The 22276-nt window shown below is 44.6% G+C and carries 23 protein-coding genes; 11 read left to right on the forward strand and 12 right to left on the reverse strand.

Translation table 11 applies throughout. From position 1 onward, the window contains the following. The first annotated feature begins 155 nt into the window (after nucleotides 1–155). Nucleotides 156–452, forward strand: a complete 297-nt coding sequence (gene ihfA / locus KI742_RS17575; protein ID WP_005377899.1) for an integration host factor subunit alpha — start codon at nucleotides 156–158, stop codon at nucleotides 450–452. 121 nt (nucleotides 453–573) lie between these two features. On the opposite strand, the gene KI742_RS17580 is transcribed toward ihfA, so the two are convergent. Beyond that, nucleotides 574–1353, reverse strand: coding sequence for a phosphoribosylglycinamide formyltransferase (locus KI742_RS17580; protein ID WP_025766820.1), 780 nt, complete (start codon nucleotides 1351–1353; stop codon nucleotides 574–576). A gap of 315 nt (nucleotides 1354–1668) precedes the next feature. Between KI742_RS17580 and KI742_RS17585 the strand changes: the two genes are divergently transcribed. Beyond that, nucleotides 1669–2319, forward strand: a complete 651-nt coding sequence (locus KI742_RS17585; RefSeq protein ID WP_021707633.1) for a thiopurine S-methyltransferase — start codon at nucleotides 1669–1671, stop codon at nucleotides 2317–2319. A gap of 72 nt (nucleotides 2320–2391) precedes the next feature. Here the strand turns inward: KI742_RS17585 and purT are convergent, their stop codons facing one another. From purT to KI742_RS17620, 7 genes are all read right to left on the reverse strand, one after another. After that, complete coding sequence (gene purT, locus KI742_RS17590; protein WP_258634816.1) at nucleotides 2392–3567, reverse strand: formate-dependent phosphoribosylglycinamide formyltransferase; 1176 nt, start codon at nucleotides 3565–3567, stop codon at nucleotides 2392–2394. A gap of 143 nt (nucleotides 3568–3710) precedes the next feature. After that, nucleotides 3711–4598, reverse strand: a complete 888-nt coding sequence (gene cdd / locus KI742_RS17595) for a cytidine deaminase (protein WP_005377892.1) — start codon at nucleotides 4596–4598, stop codon at nucleotides 3711–3713. Between the two features lie 430 nt (nucleotides 4599–5028). After that, nucleotides 5029–5706, reverse strand: coding sequence for an LrgB family protein (locus KI742_RS17600; protein ID WP_005377888.1), 678 nt, complete (start codon nucleotides 5704–5706; stop codon nucleotides 5029–5031). Between the two features lies 1 nt (nucleotide 5707). Continuing rightward, complete coding sequence (locus tag KI742_RS17605) at nucleotides 5708–6082, reverse strand: CidA/LrgA family protein (RefSeq protein ID WP_005397786.1); 375 nt, start codon at nucleotides 6080–6082, stop codon at nucleotides 5708–5710. A gap of 55 nt (nucleotides 6083–6137) precedes the next feature. Then, entirely contained in the window at nucleotides 6138–7559 is a 1422-nt protein-coding gene (sbcB, locus tag KI742_RS17610) for an exodeoxyribonuclease I (protein WP_085569561.1), read from the reverse strand. Nucleotides 7560–7716: 157 nt separating this feature from the next. Continuing rightward, nucleotides 7717–9090: an L-cystine transporter gene (locus tag KI742_RS17615; protein ID WP_005377885.1), complete on the reverse strand. Its 1374-nt coding sequence runs from the start codon at nucleotides 9088–9090 to the stop codon at nucleotides 7717–7719. 200 nt (nucleotides 9091–9290) lie between these two features. Then, nucleotides 9291–9980: an NAD(P)H-binding protein gene (locus KI742_RS17620; protein WP_053350419.1), complete on the reverse strand. Its 690-nt coding sequence runs from the start codon at nucleotides 9978–9980 to the stop codon at nucleotides 9291–9293. A gap of 248 nt (nucleotides 9981–10228) precedes the next feature. Here KI742_RS17620 and cobT point away from each other — a divergent pair, with 248 nt between their 5' ends. From cobT to btuD, 8 genes are all read left to right on the forward strand, one after another. Further along, nucleotides 10229–11272 carry a nicotinate-nucleotide--dimethylbenzimidazole phosphoribosyltransferase gene (gene cobT / locus KI742_RS17625; RefSeq protein ID WP_285384803.1) on the forward strand — a complete coding sequence of 348 codons (1044 nt, stop codon included), beginning with the start codon at nucleotides 10229–10231 and terminating at the stop codon, nucleotides 11270–11272. A 29-nt stretch (nucleotides 11273–11301) separates the two neighbouring features. Then, a complete protein-coding gene (locus KI742_RS17630; RefSeq protein ID WP_054574173.1) occupies nucleotides 11302–12078 on the forward strand; it encodes an adenosylcobinamide-GDP ribazoletransferase in 777 nt (258 codons plus the stop codon). Continuing rightward, entirely contained in the window at nucleotides 12075–12608 is a 534-nt protein-coding gene (gene cobU, locus KI742_RS17635) for a bifunctional adenosylcobinamide kinase/adenosylcobinamide-phosphate guanylyltransferase (protein ID WP_042521941.1), read from the forward strand. The genes KI742_RS17630 and cobU overlap by 4 nt, the downstream gene beginning before the upstream one ends. A gap of 11 nt (nucleotides 12609–12619) precedes the next feature. After that, nucleotides 12620–13234, forward strand: coding sequence for an alpha-ribazole phosphatase family protein (cobC, locus tag KI742_RS17640; protein ID WP_154204658.1), 615 nt, complete (start codon nucleotides 12620–12622; stop codon nucleotides 13232–13234). A gap of 128 nt (nucleotides 13235–13362) precedes the next feature. Further along, a complete protein-coding gene (locus KI742_RS17645; RefSeq protein ID WP_085569558.1) occupies nucleotides 13363–15159 on the forward strand; it encodes a M3 family oligoendopeptidase in 1797 nt (598 codons plus the stop codon). Between the two features lie 274 nt (nucleotides 15160–15433). Further along, nucleotides 15434–16462, forward strand: a complete 1029-nt coding sequence (locus KI742_RS17650; protein WP_017820882.1) for a succinylglutamate desuccinylase — start codon at nucleotides 15434–15436, stop codon at nucleotides 16460–16462. Between the two features lie 82 nt (nucleotides 16463–16544). Then, the gene (gene btuC / locus KI742_RS17655; protein WP_213903529.1) at nucleotides 16545–17540 is read left to right on the forward strand and encodes a vitamin B12 ABC transporter permease BtuC; all 996 of its coding nucleotides are present in this window, start codon (nucleotides 16545–16547) and stop codon (nucleotides 17538–17540) included. Beyond that, on the forward strand, nucleotides 17527–18294 hold the full coding sequence (btuD, locus tag KI742_RS17660) for a vitamin B12 ABC transporter ATP-binding protein BtuD (RefSeq protein ID WP_017820884.1): 768 nt from the start codon (nucleotides 17527–17529) through the stop codon (nucleotides 18292–18294). The genes btuC and btuD overlap by 14 nt, the downstream gene beginning before the upstream one ends. Before the next feature lie 69 nt (nucleotides 18295–18363). Here the strand turns inward: btuD and KI742_RS17665 are convergent, their stop codons facing one another. The 3 genes from KI742_RS17665 to KI742_RS17675 all read right to left on the reverse strand — a co-directional run bounded on the left by KI742_RS17665 (nucleotide 18364) and on the right by KI742_RS17675 (nucleotide 20934). Beyond that, nucleotides 18364–18939 carry a nucleoside triphosphate pyrophosphohydrolase family protein gene (locus KI742_RS17665; RefSeq protein ID WP_005377875.1) on the reverse strand — a complete coding sequence of 192 codons (576 nt, stop codon included), beginning with the start codon at nucleotides 18937–18939 and terminating at the stop codon, nucleotides 18364–18366. Between the two features lie 110 nt (nucleotides 18940–19049). Then, nucleotides 19050–19622, reverse strand: a complete 573-nt coding sequence (locus KI742_RS17670) for a DUF1415 domain-containing protein (protein ID WP_130546033.1) — start codon at nucleotides 19620–19622, stop codon at nucleotides 19050–19052. An 88-nt stretch (nucleotides 19623–19710) separates the two neighbouring features. Next, nucleotides 19711–20934, reverse strand: coding sequence for an MFS transporter (locus KI742_RS17675; protein WP_124008770.1), 1224 nt, complete (start codon nucleotides 20932–20934; stop codon nucleotides 19711–19713). 106 nt (nucleotides 20935–21040) lie between these two features. Between KI742_RS17675 and KI742_RS17680 the strand changes: the two genes are divergently transcribed. Then, the gene (locus KI742_RS17680; RefSeq protein WP_213962598.1) at nucleotides 21041–21910 is read left to right on the forward strand and encodes a LysR family transcriptional regulator; all 870 of its coding nucleotides are present in this window, start codon (nucleotides 21041–21043) and stop codon (nucleotides 21908–21910) included. 27 nt (nucleotides 21911–21937) lie between these two features. Here the strand turns inward: KI742_RS17680 and KI742_RS17685 are convergent, their stop codons facing one another. Beyond that, nucleotides 21938–22168, reverse strand: a complete 231-nt coding sequence (locus tag KI742_RS17685) for a glutaredoxin family protein (RefSeq protein WP_262643194.1) — start codon at nucleotides 22166–22168, stop codon at nucleotides 21938–21940. Between the last annotated feature and the right edge of the window lie 108 nt (nucleotides 22169–22276).

A 22276-nucleotide genomic window follows, 5' to 3' on the forward strand; every position in this document is an offset into this window, starting at 1 on the left:
ATTCCTTTTGTTCGCCAAGAAAAAAGTTGGCGAAAATCATAAGCTTGTCATACACTTCCTGATGTAACCCCGATATGTTGTTGAATTGGTAGGGTAAAACTGCTCTGGCGCTACACTAACGTAGCATTGTTTAACATAGCTTTGAGGAAAGTTTTATGGCGCTCACAAAAGCCGAACTGGCAGAAAACCTGTTTGATAAATTAGGATTTAGTAAGCGGGACGCCAAGGAAACGGTGGAAGTGTTCTTTGAAGAGATTCGTAAGGCACTGGAAAGTGGCGAACAGGTAAAACTGTCAGGTTTTGGTAACTTTGATCTTCGTGACAAGAATGAACGACCTGGTCGTAACCCGAAAACTGGTGAAGATATTCCAATTACTGCTCGACGTGTAGTGACTTTTCGCCCGGGTCAGAAGTTAAAAGCTCGTGTAGAAAACCTGAAGAAAGTACAGTAAGCCGAATAAATGGATCACGCTAAGGCGTGGTCTTTTTTTGCGTAAAATTCGTGTGCATACAAATGAAAACCACCACAATGCGGTGGTTTTTCTGTTTATGAGAGACGCTTAATGATATCGGTTACGCCGCTTCTAGATGCGTTGTTAAGTATGGTTGCCATGCTTGTTGGTACAAGTTCTTAGACTGTGTACGCATGTTGCGAATAGAGGCAAGCTCTATTTCGCTTAGCTCACGTTTTTCCAACATCGCTTGACGTTCTAGTTTCTGGATTTTTTCGTATAGGTCGTGTTCGGGACCGCTTTTTACATCTGCGATTGCTTTCAAGTGCAGTTGAACTTCGGCTACTAGGTTTGTTTTTGGTAAACGAACGAGCAAGTTCAAGTCTCTATATCCTGAAGGGCCAGGTTTTTTGAATCGATTTTTTACTTTCACAATCGTTGTTTCACGCTCTAACGTTTCATAAATGGAGACTAAGCTCGCGACGTCTTCAGCTACAATCGTTGCACGTGCTAGGTCAGTAATACGTTCAACTTTCCCATCTAACTCTAAAGCTATCTTTTCTTCTGCTCGTTGTTTGGATTTTACACCTGCGAAGTATGGCTGAGCGTCATTAAGAAGTGCGGTACTTTTACAGATAGTTTCAAGTTCAAATTGTGCTTGGTGTGCTTTGCTGTAAAGAATGTCGAAGTCAGAATATGGCTGAGTTGGCGTGGTGTCGATTGACTGAATGCCGTATAAACCGCTAAGGCTGTGTTTAAAAAGTTTCGAACAAACTTCGTTTTGGCTGGTTGAACGATTTTGTTCGCCACTAGGCGCAGGGGTAATTGGAAGTGCGGCAAATGCCGGTGCACGGCTAAGTACCAAAAGCATCAATGCTGTAGTACGAAGAAATAAGCTCATTCACTCTCCTTAACTTGCTTGTACTTAGAAAATAGGGAACATAAAGGTCGCTAAGTTCGGCAAATCAGGTACTAACTTATAAATGGGGCCATTACGAAAGATTCCAAGGTTTCAGTTTTATCTTGAAGTAGAATCGTGCGTTAGATCACCATTTCTCTTTTCTTTATTCTGATTATCAGATAAAGGCGCGTCTCCTATGAGACCGATTACATCCTATCACCGCAGTATTAACCAAAGATGAACGGCATAGACAAATTGAAAAAAAACGTTAGTCTTACCTCTCAAAATGAAAACAGCCGACAAGTAGAAAGTAAAATGAGAGACCAAGAATTTTGGCATAACAAATGGGCCAGCAATCAGATCGGATTTCACTTGGAAGATGTAAACCCGCTATTACCAGTATATTGGAAACACACTAATCCAAAGCGTGAAGATAAAGTGTTAGTTCCTTTATGTGGAAAGTCAGAAGACTTGATTTGGCTAGCGATGAAGCATGATTCGGTTGAAGGTGTTGAGCTAAGCCATATTGCTGTGCGTGCCTTTTTTGCTGAACATTTTTACACGCCAACGGTAACGCCTCTTAATGGCATGCACGAGCTTTATCAATTTGATGAGCTCTCTATTTATACTGGGGACTTTTTCACTGCACCAGTATCTCAAGCCGATATCATTTATGATCGCGCCGCGTTGGTTGCTTTACCGCAAGATATGCGAGAGGAGTATGTAGAGCGTCTCAAGCAACTGCTGAACCCAGGCGGTCGTATTTTGCTTGTTACACTCAACTATCCTCAAGAAGAGATGGCAGGGCCTCCATTTAGCGTGCCGGTCGAAGAGATAGAGCAGTTATTTTCAGGTTACAAAGTTACTTGTTTGAACGTAGATGAAGCTGACGAGAATCATCCTAAAATTGCGAAAAAAGGCTTAAGTCGCTTCTCTGAAGAAGTGTACTTAATCGAGAGTGAATAGGCTCTCTTCGGTTTGGAACACGAAATAGCGCAGCAATTTGAGCTGCGCTATTTTTGTATGAGTGGTTCGTATTTAATAAATGATATTCACTTTTGAAGCACTTTCAACAGCATCTTGAACGGCTTCTTCGGTGGTTTTTCGTCGCGTAAGGACAACACCTAAACGGCGGCGGCCATCGATTTCTGGCTTACCGAATAGACGAACTTGTGTTTGAGGTTGAGCTAAAGCTTTGCTTAGGTTTTCAAAGCGAATGTTTGTGGAAGTTCCTTGTCCAAGAATAACAGCAGACGCAGATGGGCCATATTGCACAATATTATTAATTGGCATTCCGGTAAACGCGCGCACGTGGAGAGCAAACTCAGACATTTCCTGTGAAATCATTGTAACCATGCCCGTATCGTGAGGGCGAGGAGAGACCTCATTGAAAATGACTTTATCGCCTTTAACAAATAGCTCTACACCAAAGATGCCGTAGCCACCGAGCGCGTTTACCACTTTCTCAGCCGTGTATTCAGCTGCTTTTACTGCGTTTTCTGACATAGTTTGCGGTTGCCATGATTCGCGGTAGTCGCCATCTTCCTGACGATGACCAATTGGAGCACAGAAATGCACACCGTCAACGGCTCTGATGGTCAATAAAGTGATTTCGTAATCGAAGTCGATAAAACCTTCCACGATAACGCGACCTGCACCCGTACGTCCGCCTTCCTGAGCGTAATCCCATGCTTTTGTAACGTCGTCTTCGGTCTTGATAACACTTTGCCCTTTACCTGAAGAGCTCATCACAGGCTTCACCACGCACGGAATACCCACATGCTCAACCGCGGCTTTGAAGTCTTCAAAGTTATCTGCAAAACGATAAGGTGAAGTCGTCAATTCCAGTTCTTCTGCTGCCAAACGTCGGATACCTTCACGATTCATTGTTAGCCTGGTTGCCTTAGCGGTTGGAACAACATTCAGTCCTTTTTCTTCAAGCTCTACCAGTTTGCCGGTTGCGATGGCTTCAATTTCTGGTACGACGTAAGTAGGTTGTTCCTTCGCAATAACTTCTTCTAAGGCGTTCCCATCTAACATGTCGATAACATAACTACGGTGAGCGACTTGCATCGCTGGAGCATTGGCATAGCGATCACAAGCAATCACTTCTAAACCAAGTCTCTGGCATTCAATGGCGACTTCTTTACCGAGTTCGCCAGAGCCTAAAAGTAATACACGGGTAGCATTTGCGCTAGTTGCAGTGCCAAACATAGTGTTCCCTTACAAAATAGAGTGATGAGACAGAAATTGCAGGAGATCATACTGAAGTTTTATGACAAAGCAAACGTTTGCTTTTGGTTTTTAGGTAATAAAAAAGCTCTACATGTTGTAGAGCTTTTTGTTGAATTTGTCGTTTATACGTTGACAAAACTAAGCGGAATATCTGGATTCAACGCTTCCAACGTTGATTGCGTATCGGCTAAGTGACTGATCTTACCTTCAGAGTTTTCTACCAATGCAGCGGCTTTGATGCTGTCAAAGGTTTCACCCGCAAGTAAAACTTGGATTAGCGCAACTTGTAGCGGTGGCAAGCTAGGATTAAACGCTGCATTTTCTGCATAAGCGCCTTGGAATACACGGCCGCTAGTCATCTCTAATGCTAAACCACTCAAGTTGTTGGTGTATGGAGAGTGGCTCATGTTCATCGCTTCAACTGCACTTTGGATGAGTGCGTCTTCATCATCACATGAGAATTGGTGTTTAACTTCTGCCATTAAGCCGGACTCGATACCGAGATCGTTTGGTCCAAAGGCTTCAGGCAGGTATTCATGAAGTGACTTTTCTTCACGTTCTGGGAGCTGGATTTTAAGCTCGTTTGCGGTAGATAACTCATTCATGAACTGGCGGCAGTGACCACATGGGCTGAAGTTGATAGTGATATCCTTAACACCACGTTCGCCTTTCATCCAAGCATGGCTAATCGCAGACTGCTCTGCGTGAACCGTTTGACCCAACTGTACACCAAAGAATTCCATGTTGGCACCGAAGTAAAGGCGACCTGAAAGACCACGAACGATAGCGCCGACATAAAAGTCAGAAAGGGGAGCATAGGAGTACGCTGCGGCAAAAGGAAGTAGCGCAACACGAAGCTCTTTGTCTGATAGACCGGTAGCTGAAAGCAACTGCTCAAATTGTTGAACTGAAAGCGTAGCATCAAAATCATCAGCTTGGATGATAGGAGCAAGTTGTTTGGAAAGTGCTTCTGGAGCGCCTGCTAGCGCCTGTTCAATGCGACTTTTCATGTTGAATCCTTGTTATTGCATGGACAGTTATTCTATGTGAAAGATAGAAATGTTCCGTGCGTTAGATCACGATAAATAATGCAATTGATAATTCTGTTACATAATTAGAGTGAGCTCACACATGTATTCGATTGCACAGGTGTGAAGCGTTATCTCCGTCTCACAATTAACCATATCAGTATATATTCATATGACCAAGGAGCAGGAGTATGTTACTAACGCGACTTTTACCGCTATGCTACTTTATACCTACGTAATCTAGAGCGAGTGGTAGCACCTAGAATGCTAATGCTATGAATGTATATCTCGATCAAGTCCCTTCACGATATTACTGGGTGAGGTTGATAGATAAGATAGGGTTTTGAAAAGGGTAAGGAAGAAGCGGAAAGGCTACGGCCTGCCGGAAGGAGGGCAGACCGAGAGCGCTTAACTATTGATATAGCCAGACAGCCAAAGCAAAAAAGCTTGGAGCCAAAATAGAAGTTATGATCCCACATAAAACCAATGCGAGTGATGAGAACGCGGCATCTATGGGCTGTTTCTCTGCACAAGTAGCGGTGCCTAAGGCATGAGAGACTGTACCCATTGTCAGACCACGTGCAATCGGGTGTTTAATTCCAATCAAATTGTAAATTGGGTATGCCAAAATTGCGCCCAATAAACCGACAATCAGAACCAAGATCGCTGCAACGGCGGCTTCACCACCGAGGTGACTCGATATTTCCATCGCTATTGGTGTAGTGACGGACTTACCCACTAGACTCGCGATTAAACTGATATCCGCTTTGAAAGCGACTGCGATCAAGGTGGTTGTCATCATCGACATCACACTGCCTACTGTGCAAGCAAAAGTGATGATTCGCCAGTTTGCTTTAATTTGTGGTAGTTGTTCATATAGTGGATAAGCCAGAGCAACTACGGCTGGTTGAAGTAAAAAACTGATCCCTTCGTTATCCGCATAATACGTTTCAAACGGTACATTTAAGTAAGTAAGCAAAGGAATGAGCACTGCAATACTGATCAGCAAAGGATTTGCTAGAGGATTATTCACTTTGATTGCAATTTGGCGCGCGACAAGAAAAACCGCAATGGTAACAACTAACCACATATCAGTGCTTCTCCTTTAACAAGTAGTCCAGCAGCCAAGCGAGGCTGACTAGTACAATGAGTGAGCCTCCAACTGCGCTAGCAATGATAGGGAGGGCATTAGCGAGTAGCATATCGAAATGTTGCATTAATCCGACGCTGATAGGAACGAACAATAAGATCATATAGCGGATAAATAGCGTGGCGCCCGGTTTGACCCAGTCGACTTTTACAAGCCCAAGAGTCATGGAGAAAAACAGTACGAGCATACCGATGACACTTCCTGGAACGGAAACGCCAGTGAACTTTTGAATGGTAATTCCGATGCCAAGTGCTCCCATGATGAGGAAGATTGAAATGAGCAGTTGGATCAGTTGTAAGAATCGTTCTTTAATCATTTTGACAGTATATAAACAACAAGCACACCATAAGGTGCGCTTGTATTAGGAGGAGTTAGGAAGCTAAGCTCTCTACATAACGGTACACGGATTTTAATATCGCAATCTTCTTTTCGTCACTTTCATGTTCGTGAACTAAGTTTTCTAAATTCAGCATGTACTCTTCAATTTGGCTTTCAAACACTTCTCGACAGTGTAGTGCCCAGCGTCTTTGTTCTTGCTCGTCTAATGTGCCTGGGAAGTTACGCGCACGATAGCGGAACAATAGAGGTTTAATGCGCTTGTCATCAAATTCAATGTCTAATGCAGCAAGATTATTCGGATCGGTTTCGCGAATGATATCCATAGCTGCGCGATCGGCTGGAGAAAAGAACCCGTCGTAAAGTTGTGTATCGACGTCATCACTTTTATCGAATTTGCGCTCGACTGAAAAGAGGCTAATCAGCTTTTCTCTAATTTCAGGATGTTGGCGCAACAAAGCGAGATTGGCGAGACATTGTTGGCGATCAATGCCAATAGACTCTGCATTTTCAGCCGTTAACGTTTTTGCAGGGGCGAGAATAGGGCATTTGTTCAAATGAACTAGTTTAACTGGCACTGGTAGCAATTCACCAAGATCTTCGCGCTTCGTGTAGAGTCTTTCGTGCAGCTCTTCTGCGGATAGCTCAAGAATAGGTTGAGGGTCTTTCGCTAAATCGATGGTGATAACGGCGTTATTATTGGTTGGATGCCAAGCAACAGGCACAATCCAGCTAGTGTACTGGCATTCGCGCCCTAGCATGCCTGAAACGTGCATCAACGGTGTCATGTTGACGATGTCGACTAAATCATTGAGCTTGCGCTTTTGGCGCATAGAAAAAAAGTAATCAAACAATTTTGGTTGCGCTGCTTTTACTTTCTTTGCCATTTCGATAGTCGCAACCACATCTGCCATGGCATCGTGCGCGTTACTATGTTCTATGCCGTTAGCCACAGACAAGTGTTCTAATTTAAAGCTAGTGAAGCCATCTTCGTTTTCTGGCCATTCTACGCCTTCTGGGCGAAGGGCATGGCACGCGCGTAGTACATCGAGTAAATCCCAACGTGAGTTACCGTTTTGCCAACTCCATGCGTATGGATCGATAAAGTTGCGATAACAAGTATAACGGGTCACTTCGTCATCAAAGCGAATGCTGTTGTAGCCTAAACTGGTAGTATTGGGTTTCGCGAGTTCAGCGTGAATCTTAGCGATAAACTCTGGCTCAGAAAGGCCTTCTTGAACCGTTTTTTGCGGAGTAATACCAGTAATAAGTGCAGCTTCAGGAGACGGAAGATAATCAGCAGGTGGCTGGCAGTACATGACTAAAGGCTCGCCGATGATATTAAAGTTTTCATCTGTACGAACACCAGCGAACTGGCTTGGGCGATCTTTCGCGGGGTTGGTTCCCCATGTCTCATAATCAAAGAAGAAAAAAGTGGGCTGATTATCTTGGTGCATTCTGCTTACCGTTTACAAAACCGATGACAGTATTAGACCATTCAACGCCTTGACTAGCAACGAAAGATGCAAGTTGAATTTTTGAAAATGAAAAAAGCCGATGGCGAACCATCGGCTTGATATTTTACGTTTTATCGCTTTGGAAGGAATTTGAGTTCTATGCTCGTGTTTCTTCCAATGTTGCTTCACTTTCTGGTGACTTCAGCACTCGGCTAGCAATTGTACCCGCAGTCATTGAGCCTGAAACGTTTAGTGCGGTACGTGCCATGTCAATCAGTGGTTCAATAGAGATAAGCAGTGCCGCGATGGTCACAGGTAAGCCCATTGCAGGAAGAACAATCAAGGCTGCAAACGTCGCACCGCCGCCGACACCTGCAATACCAAATGAGCTGATGGTGATAATCGCAATCAATGACAGGATAAAGTGTAGATCAAGTGGGTTGATACCCATTGTTGGAGCTACCATCACTGCAAGCATTGCAGGATAGATACCCGCACAGCCGTTTTGGCCGATAGTGGCACCAAACGATGCTGATAGGTTTGCAATCGCTGGTGGTACGTTAAGCTTGGTGATTTGCGCTTCTACGTTTAGTGGAATTGTTGCTGCTGAGCTACGGGATGTAAACGCGAAGGTCAGTACAGGCCAGATTTTCTTAAAGTATTCCGCAGGGCTAACGCCAACAAAAGAGACCAATACGCCATGAACAACAAACATCAGTGCGATAGCAACATAAGACGCCACAATAAAGCCAAGTAGGTTTAGGATGTCGCCTGCGCTTGATGTCGCTACCACTTTTGCCATCAGTGCTGCGATGCCGTATGGCGTTAGGGCCATGATCATCTTCACTAATCGCATAACGATAGATTGAGCAGCTTCTACGAAAGTACGAATCGGTGATTCCAACTCTGCTTTTTCCATCATCACTTTACGAGCGGCGATACCAGTTAACACGCCGAAAATCACAACAGCGATAATTGATGTCGAGCGAGCACCTGTTAGATCAGCAAATGGGTTGGTTGGAATGAAGCTAACTAGCATTTGAGGAATAGTTAAGTCACTTACTGTACCGGCACGGCTTTCTAAAACGGCGATACGAGCGGTTTCACGCGCACCTTCAGTTAACCCTTCTGCTGACAGGCCAAATGTCGTTGTCACCAAAATACCGATAAGTGCAGCAATTGCAGTCGTTACTAGAAGAACAGAGATGGTCAGGCCAGAAATTTTACCTAAAGATCCACCTTTCTCCAACTTAACAACTGCAGAGATCATCGATACCAATACTAGTGGCATGATGACCATTTTCAGTAGACCAACGTAGCCACTGCCTACAATGCCTACCCATTCAAGTGTTTGAGCAATTGCGCTGTTGCCTTCACCGTGAATGAGTTGCAAAGCAAGACCAAAAAGAGAACCGGTAACAAGACCGATCAAAACGAGACGTGAAAGAGTGTGTTTCTTTTGTTGCTGATTAAATAGAAAGAACAATATTCCAACAAAGACGGCTAGAGAGGCTATCACTGCAAAATTCATAATTTGACCTTATCAACCAGCCGAAGTGGCGGTTGTTTTTTATACGGGGTTTTATACGGATTTATTTATGGAGCGTAAGATAACGCTCGTGATATAACTTTAAAAATGACAAACGGGTATTAGCTAGATCTAAAATGAATATAAAAACGAGATCTAAGTCGCGTGAGAGTGTGAATTAGCACGTTAATTGTACAAAATGGTTATTCGTAGTGATGCAGTAAGTCACGCATTTCTTTCCTTTGTAAGTAAACCACCGAGTCTTCTTGATAACTGAAAAGTTGATAAATCATCGCTTTGGCGACATCTTCTGCTCGAATAGGTAAAAAGTTGGACAGTTTGCCTAGCATAAGTGGGCGAATTACCTTAAACAGAGTTTGTACTAACTTCTCGTCCATTCTTGGGTTTTGACGTTGACCAACAAGCGGGCCTGGGCGAACAAATACGATTTCCTCAAAATCCATAGCTTCGATTCGTTGTTCCATTTGTCCTTTACAAGCTAAGTAATGGGATGGCGATTTACTATTTGCACCGAGGCTAGAAACAACCGCAAGGCGTTTGACTCCGATTGTTTTCATTTGTTGGGCGACTTTGCACACCAGATCAACATCTACTCTACGCAAATTATCCTTACTGCCTGCTTGCTTAAGGGTCGTGCCTAAACAGATAAAGCCGATGGTTGGTGTTGGTTGGTTCTCATCCCATTGGTGGATAGAAAGGTCTGCATCAATGAGAGGAATAAGCTTGTTGTCCACATCTAGGACGCCATCGAGTGGGCGGCGAGAAAGATAATATAAGGTACCAACACCTGATTGATTTATGAGGTTTGCAATGACTTTTGAGCCTACTAAGCCAGTTGCACCGGCGATGATTGCGCAGGTGTTGTTATCCATATCTTTTCTCCTATATGGGAACATAGTCTAAGCTATTGTAGCGGATTTCAACGAGTTACTTATAATCTCGTGCAAGAAAGGTGAGACGCTCTGCGAACTCGGCAGACTATCCTGAGATAAACTTGATTAGCGCTGCCCCAATTGGATGCAAGTGTATACAATAGTGGGCGCGCAAAAACTGTCGCTGAACAAGACCTCTTGAACAACAGAACACCTCTCACCCAGACAACATCAAAGGAACGTAAAAAATGGATGACTCTTTTGCTGCGGAGATACAAGCAAGCATAGATAACAAAACCAAACCCGTCGGTTCTTTAGGCTTATTGGAAAAGGTGGCACTGCAGTTAGCTCTTATTCAAAGTCAGAATAAACCTCAGCCAGTTGATTCCATCGCTATCTGCAAACCAAGCATGCTGGTATTTGCTGGAGATCACGGCGTTGCAGAGGAGGGTGTGAGCATTGCGCCAAGCGAAGTCACTCAGCAAATGGTGGCTAACTTTCTCGCTGGCGGCGCAGCCATCAACTGTTTTTGCGACATTAATGGCATTCAACTCAAAGTAATAGATTGCGGCATGTTGGCTCCCATTGATGTGCTGGTTCCAGAATTTAAATCCCATCCCAACTTGGTTGAACAACGGTTGGGTAACGGTACGGCTAATTTTTCTAAACAATCCGCGATGTCCCCAGAACAAGTGGCGTTAGGTTTAGAATATGGTGCGAAGATTGCTGAGCATACCATTTTGCATGGTTCAAACCTCTTAATGTTCGGCGAGATGGGCATCGGTAATACCAGTTCGGCCTCAGCACTGTTATCGGCGCTGAGCTCATTAGATATTGATTATTGTGTTGGCGTTGGCACCGGAATCAATCAACAGCAGTTGAGCCGCAAATATAAACTGGTAGCACAGGGGGTAAACCGATGTCGAGGTCTTGATACCAAAGCGATTCTCGCACAGGTTGGGGGCTTTGAAATCGTACAAATGGTGGGCGCTTTTTTAGAAGCCAAGCGGCTTAAAACTCCAGTTTTAGTGGATGGGTTTATCGTATCGGTAGCGGCTTATATTGCGACGTTGCTAGATGAAGAAACGCGTGAATACATGTTGTTTGCCCATCGCTCTGAAGAAAATGGACATAAATTTGTATTGGAACATCTAAAAGCAGAACCTCTGCTCGACCTTGGTTTACGGCTAGGGGAGGGAACAGGAGCCGCTCTTGCCTTACCCTTGTTAAAAGCTGCTGCCCAGTTTTACAACAAAATGGCGAGCTTCGAGAGTGCAGGAGTTACAGTTTAGTGTCAGTCCCTGATAATTCTGAGAAAGTCATGCCGTCATCGTTAAGATACCAGTGGGAGTTATTTCTATTAGCTACCAGTTTTTTTAGCCGCTTACCCGTGCCCCAAGCGTTGCCTTACAGTGAAGAACGCATGAATCAGGCAGGCCGTTACTTTGCGTTAGTTGGTCTCGTGCTTGGAGCACTTTGCGCTTTAGTATTCTCGCTCACCTCAATTTTTTTCCCAGAGTCGGTTGCCATAGTATTAACGATGGTGTTTAGCTTATTGTTAACTGGGGCTTTTCACGAAGACGGCTTGACCGATATGGCGGATGGCATTGGCGGTGGCATGACCGTAGAGCGACGCCTCTCTATTATGAAAGACAGTCGTATTGGCACTTATGGTGCCGCCACTCTCATTATGGCGTTATTGGCTAAGTATGTTTTTTGGAGTGAACTAGCTAACTTGCCGCACTTTTGGTTGGTCATTGTCGTCGCTTACACCGCAAGCCGAGCACTAGCAGCGACGCTTATTTATGACATGCCTTATGTCAGTGACAGTGATACGTCGAAAAGTAAACCGCTAGCAAGTCGCCAGTCTTCTCTAGAAGTCTCCATTTTGTTGTTTACTGGTGGCGTAACATTGCTTGTACTTGGTATCGCGGATGCGATCTTGATATCGCTTGTTCTCGTGGTATTTCGTTTGATGTTCAAACGTTGGTTAACCAAGAGAATTGGCGGCTTTACGGGGGATTGCCTTGGCGCAGCGCAACAGTTGTCGGAACTGCTTATTTATCTCACTATGATTGGGTTGTATCACTCCTCATGAAGCAATTGATACTCGGTGGCGCGCGCTCTGGGAAGTCGCATTTGGCAGAAAAAACAGCTAAGCAATTATCGGTCGCTTCTCAGCGAGCATTACACTATGTTGCAACCGCGCTGCCATTTGACCAAGAAATGCGAGAGCGAATAGCGCATCATCAAAAGCAACGCGGGGGCGAGTGGCAAGAGCATGAATGCCCCCTTCATTTATCTGAGTTACTGACAAATTTCGCTATCACCGATGTTGTATTGATCGACTGTTTAACCTTGTGGCTCAACAATTGGATATTTGAGTTAGGTGATGAATGTTCCAATGAGAAGCTAGAAGCAGAAATTGAAAAGCTTATACAGGTGGTACGTGGCTCAGATGCGACGTTAATATTCGTCTCTAACGAGGTTGGAATGGGCATTGTACCTTTGGGGGCGGTTAGTCGTTATTTTGTGGATAATGCAGGACGGATGAATCAAAAACTAGCCAGTGTTTGCCATCGTGTTACCTTTGTTGCTGCTGGTTTGCCGTTGGTTCTTAAAGAGTAGGATGGAACAAAATGAAAACACTCAATATCTATCTTGTGCGTCATGGAAAAGTAGACGCTCTACCAGGACTCCATGGCCAAACAGATGTAAAAGTTACGCCTGCTGATCAAGAGAGTATTGCTCGGGCTTGGGCTGAGAGTGGACGAGGTGTGGGTGGAATAATTTCTTCTCCACTTTCACGCTGTCAAGAACTGGCAAACATCATTGCTGAACAGCAATTATTACCAGTAATGACGGATGAATCTTTACAAGAGATGGCATTTGGTGATTTTGATGGTATGCCTTTTGATATGCTCACTGAGCAGTGGAAAAAGCTAGATGCTTTTTGGCAATCGCCAGCACAACATACGTTGCCGAATGCTGAGAGCTTAAGCACATTTTCTGAGCGCATATGTCGCGTTTGGTCTCAAATCATCAACGATATCAATGACAATCTACTTATCGTCACGCATGGTGGCGTCATTCGTATGATTCTTGCTCATGTATTGGAGTTAGATTGGCGTAACCCAAAGTGGTATTCGACGTTGTCGATAGGAAACGCTTCTGTCACGCATGTAACAATTACCATAGATGAGCAAATTTACGCCTCGGTGCGTTCGATTGGCGTACCTCTTTTAACTCGTTAATTTATAAATATTAAAATGCCCAGAACGATATTGCTTACGGGCATAGTCACGGAAGATGTCAGTGGAAGCCCATCTGCTAGGTGCAGGAAGCGAAAATTGACTCAGTTACATAAAAAGGAAATATAGAAATGACAACGCCGAGTTGGGATTTGTCCATCGTTTATAACGACCTTTCTGACCCACGAATTCAAGACGATATTGCTCTTGTGGAACAATGTATTGATCTTTTGAATAAACAATCAGCAGATTGTGGCAACGTAGAGATCATGCAAAATGCGATTTTAACCAATGAAGCCGCGAGTCGTTTAGCGGGCACAGTTGCAAATTTTGCGAGTTGTTATGCTTCTGTTGATGCAACAAACGCCGAAGCGAAATCGTTACTTGGTAAAATGACCCGCATCTTTTCGGAGCTTTCCCAAGCGTTCAGTCCCTTTGATTTGACATTAACTCATGCCGACGAAGAGTTTATCTTGCGCGTGTTAGACCATGAGAATCCTGATATCAGTGGGCAAGCTTTTTCTATCTTGAATTCTAGAAAGTTGGCGGATACTCGTCTTAGCAACGCAGAAGAACAGTTACTGGCTGCGATGAGTGTGGATGGCAAATCGGCTTGGGGTAACCTATACGATAACCTGACTGGCTCATTGAAAGTGAAGCTTGAGTACACAGATGGTAATAGTGAAGAGCTTGGGTTTTCTCAAGCGGCAAGCATTCTTTATGGTTCTGAATTCGAGCGTCAAGAAGCCGCGTGGCGAGGCGTACAAGATGCAATGCAAACGCACCAAGAATCATTCGCTGCGATTTTGAATGCGTTAGCAGGATGGCGCTTAACTGAAAACAAAAAGCGTTCTACGAAGCGTGAAGTTCACTTCCTAGAGCCGAGTTTGCATGGTAGCCGAATCCAAGCTGAAACTTTAAATGCGATGATGACCGTAGCCAAAGACAGTCGAGCTATTGGTCAGAAAGCGGGTTTATTGATGGCGCAAGTACATGGTCTGGATGAGATGAAACCTTGGAATCATCTGGCGGCTATGCCTGCTTTGAGCGGTGAAGCGAAGGTTTACGACTTTGATGAAGCGATTGAGGTTATTTGTGAAGCATTTGAAACAGTAAACCCTGAGATGTCGGAATTTGTCCGTTTGATGGTACAAAATGGTTGGATTGATGCCGCGCCAAATGCTAACAAGCGTCTTGGCGCATACTGCACCAAACTGCCAGCAACGCGAACACCACTTGTGTTTATGACTTGGAGTGGCAGCCGGTCAGACCTTATGACTCTGGCACATGAACTTGGCCATGCGTTCCATAACTGGGTTATTCGTGATTTGCCACTTTGCCAAACTTACTACCCAATGACGTTAGCAGAAACCGCCTCTATCTTTGCAGAAAACATCGTTCGTGATCATTTGATTTCGAAAGCTGAGAGCGTTGATGAAAAGCTCGAGATGTTGTGGGAAGAGTTGTCATCTGCGCTAGCTTTAATGATCAACATTCCGGTTCGCTACGAGTTTGAAAAATCGTTTTATGAACGCCGCCAGGATGGAGAGTTAACCGCAGATGATTTCTGTGAGTTGATGTCAGAAACTTGGAAAGAATGGTATGGCGACGTAATGAGCGAACCGGATCCGTACTTCTGGGCAAGCAAGCTGCACTTTTCTATTGATAGCGTGAGCTTTTATAACTACCCATACCTATTTGGTTTCTTGTTTAGCAAGGGTATCTATGCACAGCGAGAAACCAAAGGCGAAGCGTTTTACACCGATTACATCAATTTGCTGCGCGATACAGGCTGCATGATGGCGGAAGATGTCGTCGAAAAGCATCTGTCGATGGATTTAACCCAGCCAACGTTTTGGCAGCAGAGTGTTGAGCTAGTGCGTGAAAAAGTCGATGAGTTTGAGCGTTTGCTCGCACAGCGCGGCTAAGTTTTTCGCAGTGTTGATGCATAATCTGCTTTATAGCTACAAAAATTTGATCAAATCATAATGATCTTAATCAGGGCTGTGGTAAAGTTCACAGCCCTAACACTTTGTAATTGTTTGAAAATTAAACGCCTCAATGCTTGATTTGAGTGCCTGGCGCGAAAAGGCATCGGATTTTCGAGGGAAATAGTGATTTCTACTCATAAGTGAGATCGCAGCAACAAAAATCCTTTGTACAATTTATTAACATATCCGCCGTGCTATTAAGGAGTAACGCATGACGAAGTCTCTCTTTCGCCAATCGTTTTTAACTGACACGTTAGATGTTCATATTGATGTTGCACCAGCGGAGCAGGTGCTTTCTAGCGGTGTAAAACTTAAACTCTATCAGCGTGGTGTATTAGAAGTAATCCCTGCGAATTATACTCAGGATACGAAGAACATCATCATCTCTTGTGGGGTTCACGGAGATGAAACCGCACCGATGGAGCTGGTGGATTCCATTATTCAAGACATAGAATCTGGGTTCCAGACGGTCGATACCCGTTGTCTGTTCATTATCGCTCACCCAGAATCCACTCTGGCGCACACGCGATTCCTCGAAGAAAACCTCAACCGTCTGTTTGACGAAAAAGAACACAAACAGACAAAAGAGCTTGTTATCGCCGATACACTTAAGCTGCTTGTTCGAGATTTTTATCAGGATACCGACCCGACAACACGCTGGCACCTTGATTTACACTGCGCGATTAGAGGCTCCAAGCACTATACGTTTGCAGTAAGTCCTAAGACTCGCCATCCTGTGCGCAGCAAAGCATTGATCGATTTCTTGGACAGTGCACACATTGAAGCTGTGCTCCTGTCAAACTCCCCATCGAGTACGTTTAGCTGGTACAGTGCCGAGAACTTTGGTGCGCAGGCTCTGACGATGGAGCTTGGGCGTGTGGCTCGTATCGGTGAAAATGACCTCGATAAACTGACCGCGTTTGATTTGTCTTTACGTAATTTGATTGCGGAAACGAAGCCAGAACACCTACCAAAACCATGCATTAAGTATCGCGTAAGTCGCACAATCGTTCGTTTGAACGAAGACTTTGACTTTATGTTCGACGACAATGTTGAAAACTTCACCTCATTTGTTCACGGCGAAGTGTTTGGTCATGATGGCGACAAACCATTAATGGCGAAGAATGAAAACGAAGCGATTGTCTTCCCGAACCGCCACGTCGCAATAGGTCAACGTGCAGCTCTGATGGTTTGTGAAGTGAAAACCCGTTTTGAAGAGGGTGAGTTGGTTTACGATTAATCCAACATTGCTTTGAGAAGTTAATTGCAATTTACCGAGGCTTAACTGTAAGGTTAAGCCTCGTTTGTTTTTATCGGCCGCTATGGATTTTCAACAACTTATCTTGAACAAGGAACGACGCTGGCAACGTAACCTGATGGTTATGTCGATCGTGCTCGCTGTACTCTCTGCCATTCACTTGATGGTCGGAGAAATTTTCCTTTCTCCTTTTCAATCCTTATCTGCATTTGAACAGAAGTTATTGGTGGACTTGCGTTTACCGAGGTTAGTGTCTGCGGCAATTATTGGTGCTGCGTTAGCGGTATCTGGCGCGACGTTACAAGTGTTGCTTGGGAACGTGTTGGCTGAACCTGGCGTGCTTGGTATCTCTGGTGGCGCAAGCTTAGCAATGGTCTTAATCATGTTCGCGTCACCTGTTCTTCCTACCCCGATTGTTTTTATGTTGGCAGCGATTACAGGCTCGATGGTATTCACGTTTGTTTTGGTGGCGATAGCAAGGGCAATGCACCTGACGACGGCTCGATTGCTTTTGGTTGGGGTCGCATTGGGTATTTTATCGAGCGCGATTGTGACGTGGGCATTTTACTTTAGTGATGATCTCAGTTTACGCCAACTGATGTATTGGTTAATGGGCAGTATTGGCGGTGCAAGTTGGTATCAACATACCGTTACTTTGGTGATGTTACCGGTGCTTATCTGGTTATGTTGTAAAGGCAAATCGCTTGATAAATTGATGCTGGGTGAGATTCATGCAACCCAATTGGGTGTCGATGTGCATCAAATGCGTTGGAAATTGATCCTCGCCATTTCTGTTTTGGTGGGTAGTTCAGTCGCTTTGGGTGGCATCATCAGTTTTGTTGGTTTGGTGGTGCCGCACTTGTTGCGTTTGGCTTTTGGTACGGAAAACCGTTATTTATTGCCACTTTCTGCAATATCTGGTGCTGCGTTGCTTGTATTTGCTGACATCGGCGCAAGACTGTTATTGGACTCCGCAGAGTTACCTTTAGGTGTCATGACAACATCGATTGGCGCACCTATTTTCATCTGGATGCTGGTGAAGAGTCATGATGCACGTTAAACATATGTCGGTTGGTAGTCGATTATTGCCTCTTTCTTTTGAATGCAAAGCTGGCGAAATCGTACATATCGTTGGGCCTAATGGTTCCGGTAAGAGTACTTTATTGGCTGCGATTTCTGGTACGTTAAGTCACCGAGACGGTATGAGTGGTGAAGTGTACGTTGGCAACAAAAACTTGCTTACTTTACCGTTGTCAGAGCAAGCTCATGTGCGAGGTTATTTGTGTCAGCAATCACGCCCTGCATTTAATGTCGATGTTTTTCAGTATCTAGCACTATCTCTGCCGAGTGGCGCTGAGATTGCGGATATCAAAGTGCGTGATGCCGTCAATATGGTGGTGGAGCTGGTACAACTGCAAGATAAGCTTCATCGCAGTATTCAAACATTATCCGGTGGTGAGTGGCAGCGTGTCCGATTAGCAGGTGTATGTTTGCAGGTGTGGCGTACCATTAATCCTTTTTCGCAGTTTTTAATTTTGGATGAGCCAGCAGCACCGTTAGATATTGCGCAAGAGGGTCTGCTCTATCAATTGATTAACGCTATGGCGGCGCAGGGAATTGGAGTATTGGTTGCTAATCACGATCTCAATCGCACATTAAAGCACGCAGATAAAGTATTGCTGCTTAACAACGGTGTGCTGCACTCATCAGGAAGTGCCGATACTGTGCTAACGGAAGAAGCGCTCGGGGAAGTGTTCAATACTCAAGTCAAAAAGGTCATCGTAGATGAGCAACCTTATTTAATCTTTGATTAGTATTTAGGGACAATAAAAAAACGACCTACTTGAGGTCGTTTTTTTAATCGAGAAAGCCAAACTCAACGCTTACTGAGTTAGCGGTTTTAGATCTGCTGGGCGGTAGTAAACAGATTTGAGTACTTTGCCTTTACGAATGGTTTTACCTTCCGATACGAAATCTTCGGCGCATTTCGCGATGATGTATTCACCTTTCTGCACCGCCATCAACTTGATGCCTTGTTCTGCGTAGAATGCTTCTGTTTCTGAGTACTCTTGCTCGTTACGGCATACTTTGCTCATGTTGCTTGAATGTACTTCATCCCAGCAAGGAATAAACTCGATACCACGGTTTACCGCAACGTTTAATAGAAGATCAATTAAGTAGCTGATCGCCAGATTGTCTTCTACTTTGCTGTGGCCAAGATGAACGAGACGGCCCATTAATACATACACGCTGTCTACGATGGCATCTGCTTGCTCAGTTTTACAATCTGCTTCTGCTAGCTCTGTTAGCTCTTCGATCGCCAAAGAGGTGTGTAGTGTGTCTGCTTGCGTATCAAGGCTTGCAGCGTCTGCGACTGGTAAGTCGAACGTACTACGGAACTCGGTGATATCACGGTATAAGTGATCAAAAATCTCTTGGGTTAGCTTTGACAGTTGCATTCTAATTTCCATTGAATCGATTGAAGCGGCAATGATACCAAACCGCACTTTGAACCCCAAGGGCATTGCATCTAACTGGTGATAAATCTGCCTTTGGGGAATAGTGGTGCTTAACGAAATAGGTAAGGGAACAGCTTTTTACGTTCTTCCTCTGAAAGGGAGGAAACACGAGCGATGTTCGTATCGGGAATGGATTCAGGATCAGGATAGTGTTTTAGTACCTTTTCCATACTCTCTTCGCGAATCAAATGGAAGATCGGGTAAGGAGAACGATTGGTCAGGTTTTCGTCGTCTTCAGGCCTTGCGCCACCAAAACAGTAATCAGGATGGAAAGTCGCTACTTGGAAAATACCTTCCCAGTTTTGCTGCTTAATTAATCCTTCAACCCAATCTATGCAAAAGTTGTAGTCCCAGAAATCTTGTAGCATGTTGGGAACCACAACCAACGTGGTCTCAAGCTGTTCGGGCTCTGTGTTACTCAGCTCAATCAGTTGCAATAAAATATCTTCAAGAAGCGTTTCTTCTTGAGTCGCTTCACTAACAAAGATTTTGATTTGTTTATTACGTTGCGGCTTGGCAGCAAACGGACAAAGGTTGAGCCCGATTACCACATCGTTGAGCCATTGGTTGACCTGTTGAGTGATCGCTTCGATATCTGTGTTTTGTGTTGAACGCGTTGACATACGACTTTCTGGTTTTATTAAAGTAGCGCAAGCATAGCAGAGTTGGTTATCCAAGTAACCAGAGAGGTATTACGTAAATGAGCGTACCTTAGCTACTCTTTAAACTCGCAGTGTCAGGTGTTTGGTCAGTATGCTTTCTTTCGGCAATGTGTTTCAAATACGCAATTGCAGCAAACATTGCTAGGTAGACGGCGCTTCCCCCCATAAGAACACTCGACCAACCTCCATGCTGCCAACAATAAAGAAGTAAGAATCCTCCTAAGCTACCGCCTACGTAGTAGTGTACTAAGTAGAGCGCTGTCGCGGTGGCTTTGGCACGAGTGGCATTCTGACCGACCCATCCGTAGGCGAGGGTATGAGTAAAGAAGGCACCAAAACTTATTAGCAACAATCCAACTAGCATTGCAGTCAAGCTTTCAACCGCCGCAATCCACATCCCCGTCATGCTCACTATCGCGCCTAAGAACATACCGAGGATTGATGAATAACGTTTACTCCAGTGGCCTGCGCAACGAGAGGAGAAAGTCCCTCCCAAGTAACAAATAAAGATCAGTGAGGCCAACCCGACGGGCACATTGTGAGGTTCACTCACCAGACGGAAACCCATGACGGAGTAAAGGTTGACGAACAAAGCAAAGTTGAGTCCTCCTATCAGCATCGCGAACCACACGCGTTGGTTTTTAAAATGACCAATAAGCGCACGATTTTGATGGCGCAAGCTGCTTGATGACGGGGTGAAGTTGCGCTGTGTTGGCAATAAATAGTGAACGCCAATGACACCAAGCAGAGTGAACACCATCATAACTTCAATGGCGACATCAACACTGAAATTGTCCGCCAATAAGCCGCCGCTAATACGCCCTGCAATACCGCCTAATGAGTTAGCCGCAATGTACGTTCCAATTGCCATCGAGAAAGCGTGCTTGTCGAGCTCTTCTGCCATGTAAGCCACGGCGACCGCAGCAAAAGCTGCGAGCGCGACACCGATCAGTGCTCGACATACCACCAAAAACAGAAATGAGTCACCAAACAGCATCAAAGCGGAAAGGGTAGGAATCGAAAACAGACCAGCCATCATGACTGGCTTTCGTCCCACTGATTCTGACAACACAGCCATCGGAACGAGGCTAAAAGAGAGAGCGAGTGTTGAGGCCGCAAATAACCAGTTCACTTGCGTTTCTGAGATCGTAAAAATTTGGGCAAAAGTGGGCAGCATTGGCTGTAGTAGGTATAAATTTGAAAAAACCAAGAAGGAACCAAGCGCTAGCGAGAGCGTAATGCGTTTGTATTCCGGTGTGCCAAAACTGACCATGAATCCTGCCTAATGTGAGCAAATGGAGAGACTGTGATCAATCTATCAGTTCGTTATAAATTAAAAAAATATATTAAAAATATGGACACCATATATTTTTGATCTAATGGAATCGAAACAACTTAAACATTTTCTGGCGGTCGCTGAACACGGAAACATTACCCATGCGGCGAAAGCCCTGCATATTGCCCAGCCCGCATTAAGCATTTCTATCAAAAAGTTTGAGCAGTCTTTGGGCGTTACCCTATTTCGCCGTGATGATAAAAAAATCAGCTTAACGAAAGAGGGCGAAACGTTATTTGTACATGCTAAGCGGGTGATTCAACAGTTGCACGACGCGCAGCTCGCGATTGATGAGTTGAAAGGTTTAGCGAAAGGCGAAGTAAGACTAGGGACGCCATCAATGATGGGCAGTTATTTCTTTCCACGAATTGTGATGGCGTTTAAAAGCCAATTCCCTGAGTTAAAATTGACCTTGGTCGAAGCTGGAACTCAATCGATTCGTCGTATGCTGCTCAATGGTCAACTCGATATCGGTGTGATCAGTTGTGATAATGTGCCTGATGATCTAGAAACTGACCATTTGTTTACTAGCCAAATGGTCGCAGTTGTTTCACCTGAGCATGAGTTAGCCCAGCGAGACGCTCTTACTTTTGATGAGTTCTTTGAACACGATTTGGTTATGTTTCAGCATGGCTATTTTCACCGTGAATTTTTGGATCAGGTGAGTGAGGAGCATGGGTTTACCATGAAGTCATCATTCGAGACCAACTTACTGCCTTTGATTTTGAGTATTGTGAAACAAGAGTTTGCGATTACCGCGTTACTGGAATTGGTGACTCAACATGAGTCGGGCGTTGTTGGCCTACCGTTTGAACCACCCGTTACGCTGGATCTGGCACTTGCTTGGCGCAAGCAGGGGTACTTATCAATAGCAGATCGAACGTTTATCGACTTTATCAAGCGCTACGTTTAAATGCAGCGCAGATTCATCGTCCGAGCACTAGTCGCCTTTGTACATCTTCTCGAAGTTCTTTGGGTTCCAGCCAATCATTACCCGATCACCAATTTTTAAAACAGGCACTGAACGAGCACCAAGCGCATCAAGTTCTTTGCGACCGCGTTGCATCTTAGCATTGCACAAACGATAGTTAATATTTTTCGAATCCAGATAACTTTGAGCATCTTTGCAGTGAGGGCATTTGTCTTTGACGTAAAGAACGACACGTTTCATTGAATTTCTCTCCATTATCATTGGGAGGCGAAGTTTAACGGCCTTTCGTCATAAATGAAAGGCGAAAGCTAAGGTGAAACTGTCCTTTATCTCAGGTATATTGAGCGC

Origin of the sequence: Vibrio sp. D417a, assembly GCF_030248595.1 — a bacterium.
In the GTDB taxonomy this organism is placed as follows: Bacteria; Pseudomonadota; Gammaproteobacteria; order Enterobacterales; family Vibrionaceae; genus Vibrio; species Vibrio alginolyticus.

Coding starts and splice junctions, on each gene's coding strand:
- ihfA (WP_005377899.1), top strand. CDS start 156: ATGGCGCTCACAAAAGCCGAACTGGCAGAAAACCTGTTTGATAAATTA.
- KI742_RS17580 (WP_025766820.1), bottom strand. CDS start 1,353: ATGAGCTTATTTCTTCGTACTACAGCATTGATGCTTTTGGTACTTAGC.
- KI742_RS17585 (WP_021707633.1), top strand. CDS start 1,669: ATGAGAGACCAAGAATTTTGGCATAACAAATGGGCCAGCAATCAGATC.
- purT (WP_258634816.1), bottom strand. CDS start 3,567: ATGTTTGGCACTGCAACTAGCGCAAATGCTACCCGTGTATTACTTTTA.
- cdd (WP_005377892.1), bottom strand. CDS start 4,598: ATGAAAAGTCGCATTGAACAGGCGCTAGCAGGCGCTCCAGAAGCACTT.
- KI742_RS17600 (WP_005377888.1), bottom strand. CDS start 5,706: ATGTGGTTAGTTGTTACCATTGCGGTTTTTCTTGTCGCGCGCCAAATT.
- KI742_RS17605 (WP_005397786.1), bottom strand. CDS start 6,082: ATGATTAAAGAACGATTCTTACAACTGATCCAACTGCTCATTTCAATC.
- sbcB (WP_085569561.1), bottom strand. CDS start 7,559: ATGCACCAAGATAATCAGCCCACTTTTTTCTTCTTTGATTATGAGACA.
- KI742_RS17615 (WP_005377885.1), bottom strand. CDS start 9,090: ATGAATTTTGCAGTGATAGCCTCTCTAGCCGTCTTTGTTGGAATATTG.
- KI742_RS17620 (WP_053350419.1), bottom strand. CDS start 9,980: ATGGATAACAACACCTGCGCAATCATCGCCGGTGCAACTGGCTTAGTA.
- cobT (WP_285384803.1), top strand. CDS start 10,229: ATGGATGACTCTTTTGCTGCGGAGATACAAGCAAGCATAGATAACAAA.
- KI742_RS17630 (WP_054574173.1), top strand. CDS start 11,302: ATGCCGTCATCGTTAAGATACCAGTGGGAGTTATTTCTATTAGCTACC.
- cobU (WP_042521941.1), top strand. CDS start 12,075: ATGAAGCAATTGATACTCGGTGGCGCGCGCTCTGGGAAGTCGCATTTG.
- cobC (WP_154204658.1), top strand. CDS start 12,620: ATGAAAACACTCAATATCTATCTTGTGCGTCATGGAAAAGTAGACGCT.
- KI742_RS17645 (WP_085569558.1), top strand. CDS start 13,363: ATGACAACGCCGAGTTGGGATTTGTCCATCGTTTATAACGACCTTTCT.
- KI742_RS17650 (WP_017820882.1), top strand. CDS start 15,434: ATGACGAAGTCTCTCTTTCGCCAATCGTTTTTAACTGACACGTTAGAT.
- btuC (WP_213903529.1), top strand. CDS start 16,545: ATGGATTTTCAACAACTTATCTTGAACAAGGAACGACGCTGGCAACGT.
- btuD (WP_017820884.1), top strand. CDS start 17,527: ATGATGCACGTTAAACATATGTCGGTTGGTAGTCGATTATTGCCTCTT.
- KI742_RS17665 (WP_005377875.1), bottom strand. CDS start 18,939: ATGCAACTGTCAAAGCTAACCCAAGAGATTTTTGATCACTTATACCGT.
- KI742_RS17670 (WP_130546033.1), bottom strand. CDS start 19,622: ATGTCAACGCGTTCAACACAAAACACAGATATCGAAGCGATCACTCAA.
- KI742_RS17675 (WP_124008770.1), bottom strand. CDS start 20,934: ATGGTCAGTTTTGGCACACCGGAATACAAACGCATTACGCTCTCGCTA.
- KI742_RS17680 (WP_213962598.1), top strand. CDS start 21,041: ATGGAATCGAAACAACTTAAACATTTTCTGGCGGTCGCTGAACACGGA.
- KI742_RS17685 (WP_262643194.1), bottom strand. CDS start 22,168: ATGAAACGTGTCGTTCTTTACGTCAAAGACAAATGCCCTCACTGCAAA.